This is a genomic window from uncultured Marinobacter sp., from assembly GCF_963974375.1.
Lineage (GTDB): Bacteria > Pseudomonadota > Gammaproteobacteria > Pseudomonadales > Oleiphilaceae > Marinobacter.
Genome location: NZ_CAXBDN010000224.1, coordinates 1 through 7,254 on the forward strand (window position 1 = coordinate 1; position 7,254 = coordinate 7,254).

Here is a 7,254-nt window from a genome sequence, read left to right on the forward strand (position 1 = left end):
ATGGCAAGACCCTGGGCTGGCGCCACCGGACCGTTTCCCCCAGCATCACGTCACTGTTTGCACCGGCCGTGAACAAGGCCGACTTTGAGCTGGGCATGGGCTTTAACACCCTGCCCTTTGACATCCCGGCCATGCGCCTGGAAAACCCGGAGGCCCCGGCCCACGTTCGCATCGGCTGGTTCCGGGCGGTGTACAACCTGCCCCACGCTTACGCCATTCAGAGCTTTGCCGCTGAAATGGCCGCAGCCGCCGGCCGTGACCATCGGGATTACCTGTTGGAACTGCTGGGGCCGGATCGCAAGATCAATCCCCGGGACGTCAACGACACCTGGAACTACGGTGAAGACCCGGCGATCTACCAGATCGATACCGCCCGACTGCGGGGCGTGGTCGAGAAAGCCACCGAAGCCGCAGGCTGGGGCAGAGAACTGCCAAAAGGCCGGGGCCTGGGTCTGGCGGTACACCACAGCTTTCAGTCCTACACCGCAGTGGTGATGGAAGTGGAAGTGGACGACGCCGGCAAGGTCACTGTGCACGGGGCTGACATTGCGTTTGATTGCGGCCTGCAGGTGAACCCTGAGCGCATCCGCTCCCAGATGGAAGGCTCCTGCATCATGGGTGTCGGTATTGCCCTGCACACGGAAATCAGTGCCAGCGATGGCCGGATCGAGCAGGACAACTTCCACCAGTACCTGATTCCGCGGATGGAACACGGTCCGCGTCAGATCCGGGTACACCTGGTCAATAACAACCCGGACCTGCCCATGGGCGGGGTAGGCGAGCCCGGCCTGCCACCGGTCGCACCGGCAGTCACCAACGCCATCTTTGCCGCCACCGGCAAACGCATCCGCCGACTGCCGGTGGGTGATCAGCTGGCCGGCTAGAGACCATGCAGCAACTCGACTTACAGGTCATAGAGCAGGCGCTCAAGTGGTCTGACGAGGGCCAGGATGTGTGGCTCTGCACGGTACTGGCCACCTTCGGCTCCTCCCCCCGGGAGCCTGGCTCCTGGCTGGTGGCCACAGCAGACGGCCGCCATGCCGGATCCCTGTCCGGAGGCTGCGTGGAGGAGGACTTCCTTGCCCGGCTGCGGGACGGGGTGTTCTCCGAACCGGTCAGCCAGCTCCGTTATGGTGAGCCCGACGGTCCTGATGGCCCCCGGGTTCGCCTGCCCTGCGGCGGGCTGCTGGATGTGCTGATTGAACGACTGAGCCCGGGACAACCTACCCGGGATCACCTGGTCCAGTTACAGCAGGCGCTGACCGGTCATCAGCCCCTGCTAAGACGGGTCAGCCTGGATGGCACAGCGGCGGAACTTCACAGTGACAATGGTCTTGGCCCCAGAGTGGAGTCGGGGCCCAAGGGCTACTGGAAACTGCGGGTCGGCCCCGCCGCGCGCCTGATCATTGCCGGTATCTCTCCGGTGTCGGAAGCCTGCGCCCAGTTCGCCCAGGCCCTGGGCTTTGAGGTGATTGTCTGCGACCCCCGGGAAGAGGTTCTCACTGACTTCAGCCTGCCTGGAATAACTGTGAAACCAATCCTGCCCTCGCAGTACATCGCCGACGGCCACTGTCACGAAGCTACCGCCATTGTGGCGCTGACCCACGATCCCAGAATCGATGATCTGGCCATGATGGAAGCGGTGCGAACCGGGGCCTTCTATATCGGTGTGATGGGCTCCATGAAAACCTCCCGGGCACGGGCCGAACGCCTGCAGCGCATCGGCGGGCTCGATGAACAGCAGATTGCCCGCATCCACATGCCCATCGGCCTCAATCTGGGCAGCAAAACCCCGGCTGAAATCGCCCTGGCGGTGATGGCGGATATCGTAAGGGTGCGCAAGGGTACGCCCCGCCATGAAGTCTGACACTCCGGTGTCAGACTTCACCCCGAAAACCGTTGCACTGGTAATGGCCGCCGGCCAGTCCCGGCGCTTCGGCAGCGACGACAAACGCAAGGCTCGTCTTGCCGGTCAGCAAGGGCTGCTGGCCGTCAGCTATCAGCGCATTGCCGGAGTCTTTCCCCGGACCCGGTTGGTGTTGCAGTGGGGCGAACTGCCGGACAGCTTCGGACTACCGGCGGTAACGCCGGTGATCGTCGCTGCTCATGCCCGGCACGGACTTGGTGCCAGCCTGGCGGATGCCTTCCGAGCGCTCGCCAGCGATGCCACCCTGGCGGACGTTGACGCGGCCGCTGTCTGTCTGGGGGATATGCCGCTGATCACCAGCGCAACCCTGACGACCCTGGCCCAGTCAAGTGATGCCGACACCATTACCCGACCCGTACACCAGGGAAGCCCCGGCCACCCGGTCATCATCGGCCGGCGGTTCTGGAGCGAAATGGCAACCCTCACCGGCGACGACGGTGGCAAGCACCTGCTGCAACACAACCGTCAGTACCTGAGGCTGATACCGGTCACCGACCCTGGCGTACTGGCGGATGCCGATACCCCTGAACAACTTCGCAACCTGACCTTAACATCCGGACTTTATTGAGCTGAATCAATCTTTTGCAGGGAATTCTTCCGCCACGGAAGCGGGCTTGTCGTACGTCAATTTTTACAACCGGGGAACCGGTAGCCTTGGCCCGTCAACACTTTTCAGGTCAAGGAGTCGTATATGTCCCGTAAATTCACTCTCAGCGTTCTTGCTGCCGGTCTTCTCGCTGCTGCGGGCACTGCCCAGGCTTACCAGGCCGGTGATATTCTGGTTCGTGCCGGTGCCGTCCTGGTGGACCCCCAGGACTCCAGCAATACGGTTACCCTTGGTGGCAATGGCGTCGGAGATGGCAACTGGAAGGTCAGCGTTGATTCCAACACCCAGCTGGGCCTGAACCTGAGCTACCTGATCACTGACCACATTGCGGTTGGCCTGCTGGCGGCAACGCCGTTCAAGCACAACATCAGTGCCGCGGGCTCTATTGCCGGCGCCGGCAAACTGGGTGAAACCAAACACCTGCCACCGACCCTGACCCTGCAGTACTACCCGATGCATGCCAGCCATAAGTGGCAGCCCTATGTGGGCCTTGGCATCAACTACACCACCTTCTTTGAAGAAAAGACCTCTGACACCCTGACCGGTGCGGTTGATGCAGCATTGGGCGGTGGTGTGGCTTCCACTGGTCTGCGGCTGGACGACAGTTTCGGGGTGGCTGCGGAATTTGGCATGGACTACCGTCTGAGCGACAGGTTTGCGCTGAACGCGGCGATCTGGTGGGCAGACATTGAAACCACAGCGAAGATTGATGCTTATGATGCGGGCGGGAATCGTCTGGGAACGGCGGAAGTCGACGTAGATATCGATCCGCTGGTGTACATGGTTGGTTTCAGTTACAGGTTCTGATAACTGATCGTCGATGATCAGTCAGTTTTGAAGGCGTACTGGAGCAACCGGACAACGAATACCCGGTTGTTCCCCTCCCTGGTACGCTCTCCCTCGCGGGGCCTTCGGGCCCCGCTTTTTATGAGGGAGACATCAGCTTATTCAGGCAGTCTGGCGCTGGGCCGGGCGACCCTGGGCTGAACCGCCACTGCGGCCACGGCCACCACTGCGTCCACCCGGTTTCGGACCGAAGCTACGGGGCTTGTCGTCGGTACGGCCGGCGCCACCGCCATTACCACGGTTACGGGCCCGACTGGGGTCGGCCTTGGCCTTGGGCTTCAGCGGCAGGTTGTTGGTGGGCTCGAAGCCTTCTACCGATTTACGCGGCAGCTGCTGCTTGATCAGGCGTTCGATGCCTGCCAGCAACTTGCCTTCGTCGGCGCTGACCAGTGACAGGGCATGACCGCTTTCGCCAGCACGGCCGGTACGGCCAATGCGGTGAATGTAGTCTTCCGGCACGTTCGGCAGCTCGAAGTTGACCACCTGGGGCAACTGCTTGATGTCCAGACCACGGGCAGCGATGTCGGTTGCTACCAGCACCCGGATATCACCCTGCTTGAACTCGGCCAGGGCACGGGTACGGGCACCCTGGGACTTGTTGCCGTGAATCGCGGCGGCGGTGATGCCGTCTTTTTCCAGCTTCTGGGTCAGGCGGTTGGCACCGTGCTTGGTGCGGGTGAAGACCAGCACCTGTTCCCATTTGTTGTCACGCACCAGCTTGCTCAGCAGTGCGGTCTTCTGGCTCTGGTCCACCGGGTACACCGACTGCTTCACTTTGTCAGCGGTGGCGTTGCGGGTCGCTACTTCAACCTGAACCGGGTTGTTCAGCATGCCTTCGGCCAGACCACGGATCTCGTTGGAGAAGGTGGCCGAGAACAGCAGGTTCTGACGCTTCGCCGGCAGCAGGGCCAGAATCTTGCGAATGTCGCGGATAAAGCCCATGTCCAGCATGCGGTCGGCTTCGTCCAGCACCAGAATTTCCACTTCGTTGAAACGAACGGCGTTCTGGCCATACAGGTCCATCAGACGGCCCGGTGTTGCCACCAGCACGTCGAGACCCTTGCGCAGTTTCATCATCTGCGGATTGATTTTCACACCACCGAAAACCACGGCAGAGTTGGTGGGCATGTACTTGCTGTACAGGGCCACACTGTCGTGGACCTGGGCCGCCAGCTCACGGGTTGGCGTCAGAATCAGGGCACGGGGGCCTTTGCCGGTACGGGGATTCGCCGACAGCAACTGCAGCAGTGGCAGGGTAAAGCCGGCGGTTTTGCCGGTGCCGGTCTGGGCTGCAGCCATTACGTCCTTGCCGGACAACACCGCAGGAATGGCCTGCAGCTGGATCGGGGACGGGGTGTCATAACCCTGGTCAGCAGTAGCACGGACCAGTTGCTCGGAAAGGCCGAGGGAAGAAAAACTCATAGTGGATCAACTCTTGATTGTTCTGCCTCCACGAACGCCATGAATCAATATCAACGGACGAATGCGGGCAGATACCATGACAACGCATGGAAATAATGACGACTACGGTCACTCACCGGTAACGGGAGGACGTCCTCTGACGGGTCGTATGATGGTTCGCAAGAAGGTCTGAGACCAGATAACTGCGGAAATCCTTAGAGGCAGGATGCGGGCACTCTAACAGAGTCGCCGGCCGTAAGCGACTGAATTTCAGTGACCTGAATGGGGGAATAGACCTACAAGCGGCGCCGGACCGTACCGTCTCAGCCTGCCAGTGCGTAGGTCAGGCCCGCACCCAGACCGCCCGTCAGCAGCAACAGCACCATGGACAGCCGGAAGTTCCAGTGCAGGCCAATCTGCCGGGCCGGGTAGGCGGTCAGCCGCTCCATCAGCAGAGAATTGGCGGCATAGGGCGAACCGCCGGAGGTGATACCCCAGCCACAGACCATGGCGATGCCCAGCCCCAGCACTGCCTCGGCGGGCCAAAGCGGACCCAGTACGCCACCCACCAGGGTGCCGATCACAATCGGGTTAAAGCCGCCGGTGCCGCCGATGTAGAACACCCAGGGCACCCCAAACGCCAGCACCGGGTAGGCCCAGCGCGGGAAGCTGAAGTCATCACCCATCAGGTTGAGGGCCAGCAGGCTGATCAGGGCGCCAATAAAGGCCGACCCGCCGACGATAATCAGCTCGTTGCTGACCGGAGCCATGGTCGGCAGATCCAGTTTGCGGGTACGTGCGCCCCGCAGGCTGAAGCCGATCACCACGGCGGCAAAGCAACTCAGGGTAACCGACTTTGAATAGCTGAGGCCGACCAGGCCGCTGAGCGCAAACACGCCCACACAAATCAGCGCGATAATGCCGGCAAAGCGTAACCAGGGGGCCACGCCGGCCTGGACTTCACCATCGTCCGGCACCACCACCTGCTCCGGCTCCCGCTGCCAGGCACCGCCCAGCAGAATCAGAACACCCACGGGCAGGCTGAGAGCGATCAGCTCCCAGCTTTGCAGACCCGGCAGGAAGGTGACCGTCATGACCACGGAAATGGACAAGGGCGAGCAGATCGGTGACACCGCAAAACCGCGAATCACCGCCCGCACTGCATTGCGGGTCATGGCGGAATCGCCCCGGCCGCGAATACGGTGGCCGATCATCGAGCCCACCACCCCGACCGATCCGAAATTCAGCGGCACCGACAGCAGACCGGTACCGAAGGCCAGGCTGTAATAGCGGGCCAGGGGTTTGCCACTGAACAGGCTGCCGGAGATTTTCAGCAGGTCAGCGGAATTGCCCAGCACCGAGGACAGCAGCATGACGGTCAGTATCAGCGCCGACAGCCGGGTCATGTTCTCGCTGGCCACCAGCAATGCGGCGGGCTCCATGATCAGGGCTGCCAGCGTACCGAACACCACAAAGCCGAACAGCATCCGCGCCACGGTACGCAGCTCTTTCCAGGCCAGCAGCACCGCCAGCACAACGCACACGGCCCCGAACACCATGGCGCCGGGCACGAACGAAAGCACGCCGCACAACAGGGCGAGATACGCCAGAATCGAACGCTGGCGATAAAAACGGGGCTGAACAGCTTGGGTCATCAGCAATCACATTCCGGGCAGAGTGAGCTATCATCAACTCAGGCGGCACATGATACATGAATCGCCTGAATCGTTATAAAACTTACAGTTAGCTGACAAAAGCAACAATAATGGATTCTAACCATTCTGCGGTACAGGGCCTCCGGTCCGCCCCTGCGCCTGAGCGGCCCACATCATGAAACCACGGGTCAGCCTGGTGGGGCGTTACTCGTTCCTGTCACTTGCCTTGATGATCGGCGCCGTGGCAGCACTGAGCGCACTGTATGCCACAGTCTCCGATTCGGTCACCGAGCGGCTGGCCGGCGAGCGCCTGGAAGCGCAGGTGGCGGGCACCGCCAACCGGCTGACCAACTTTATCGCCAACCGGATCTATCAGCTGGAAACCCTGTCGACCCACCCTTCGATGCCGCTGTATCTGCTTTACAGCGACGCGGTCCCGGAAGGCATTCAGGAACTGGTGCGGGTGGAGGCAGACGCCCCGGACCTTTACGGCATCCTGTTCTTCGACAGCCTGGGGGATCTCACTGAAATTGTACCGGGCCAGGCTGCGTCCGGTAAGCCTTACTGGGGGCGACAGGGCTGGTCGGTGGTAGGGCGGCCCTCTGTGATTATGGGCAACAGCGAAATCATCGGCCCGGCACTACCCTCCGGTGACGGCCCCGGCTGGCTGCTGATTCGCCAGCCCCTGCGGGACAACACCGGGTACAACACCGAAGGCTCCGTCGCCCTGCATGTGCGGCTGGCGTCGCTGACCGAACTGATGCGCACCGAGAACCTGGCCGGCGTGCTGCGGCCGTTTCTGAGAACACCGGCCGGTG

The 7,254-nt window shown here is 61.9% G+C and carries 6 protein-coding genes and 1 pseudogene; 5 read left to right on the forward strand and 2 right to left on the reverse strand.

Annotation, left to right across the window (positions count from 1 at the left end; all coding sequences use genetic code 11):
* From AAC035_RS16330 to AAC035_RS16345, 4 genes are all read left to right on the forward strand, one after another.
* Positions 1–884 (forward strand): molybdopterin cofactor-binding domain-containing protein (locus AAC035_RS16330; protein ID WP_339806022.1); only part of this gene is annotated, 884 nt, incomplete at its 5' end.
* A gap of 5 nt (positions 885–889) precedes the next feature.
* The gene (locus AAC035_RS16335) at positions 890–1,867 is read left to right on the forward strand and encodes an XdhC family protein (RefSeq protein ID WP_339806023.1); all 978 of its coding nucleotides are present in this window, start codon (positions 890–892) and stop codon (positions 1,865–1,867) included.
* Positions 1,857–2,495 (forward strand): nucleotidyltransferase family protein, encoded by a 639-nt coding sequence (locus AAC035_RS16340; RefSeq protein WP_339806025.1) that lies wholly within the window; start codon positions 1,857–1,859, stop codon positions 2,493–2,495. The genes AAC035_RS16335 and AAC035_RS16340 overlap by 11 nt, the downstream gene beginning before the upstream one ends.
* Before the next feature lie 123 nt (positions 2,496–2,618).
* Positions 2,619–3,341 carry an OmpW family outer membrane protein gene (locus tag AAC035_RS16345; protein WP_339806026.1) on the forward strand — a complete coding sequence of 241 codons (723 nt, stop codon included), beginning with the start codon at positions 2,619–2,621 and terminating at the stop codon, positions 3,339–3,341.
* A gap of 141 nt (positions 3,342–3,482) precedes the next feature.
* Here the strand turns inward: AAC035_RS16345 and AAC035_RS16350 are convergent, their stop codons facing one another.
* Positions 3,483–4,802 (reverse strand): DEAD/DEAH box helicase, encoded by a 1,320-nt coding sequence (locus tag AAC035_RS16350; protein ID WP_339806029.1) that lies wholly within the window; start codon positions 4,800–4,802, stop codon positions 3,483–3,485.
* Positions 4,803–5,104: 302 nt separating this feature from the next.
* Positions 5,105–6,436 carry a hypothetical protein gene (locus tag AAC035_RS16355; RefSeq protein ID WP_339806031.1) on the reverse strand — a complete coding sequence of 444 codons (1,332 nt, stop codon included), beginning with the start codon at positions 6,434–6,436 and terminating at the stop codon, positions 5,105–5,107.
* A gap of 175 nt (positions 6,437–6,611) precedes the next feature.
* Here AAC035_RS16355 and AAC035_RS16360 point away from each other — a divergent pair.
* Positions 6,612–7,254, forward strand: a pseudogene (locus tag AAC035_RS16360) (two-component sensor histidine kinase); the annotation flags it as partial.

What these genes read in the sequence shown, in the direction of transcription:
- AAC035_RS16340 (WP_339806025.1), top strand. Translation starts at nt 1,857, where the DNA reads ATGAAGTCTGACACTCCGGTGTCAGACTTCACCCCGAAAACCGTTGCA.
- AAC035_RS16345 (WP_339806026.1), top strand. Translation starts at nt 2,619, where the DNA reads ATGTCCCGTAAATTCACTCTCAGCGTTCTTGCTGCCGGTCTTCTCGCT.
- AAC035_RS16335 (WP_339806023.1), top strand. Translation starts at nt 890, where the DNA reads ATGCAGCAACTCGACTTACAGGTCATAGAGCAGGCGCTCAAGTGGTCT.
- AAC035_RS16355 (WP_339806031.1), bottom strand. Translation starts at nt 6,436, where the DNA reads ATGACCCAAGCTGTTCAGCCCCGTTTTTATCGCCAGCGTTCGATTCTG.
- AAC035_RS16350 (WP_339806029.1), bottom strand. Translation starts at nt 4,802, where the DNA reads ATGAGTTTTTCTTCCCTCGGCCTTTCCGAGCAACTGGTCCGTGCTACT.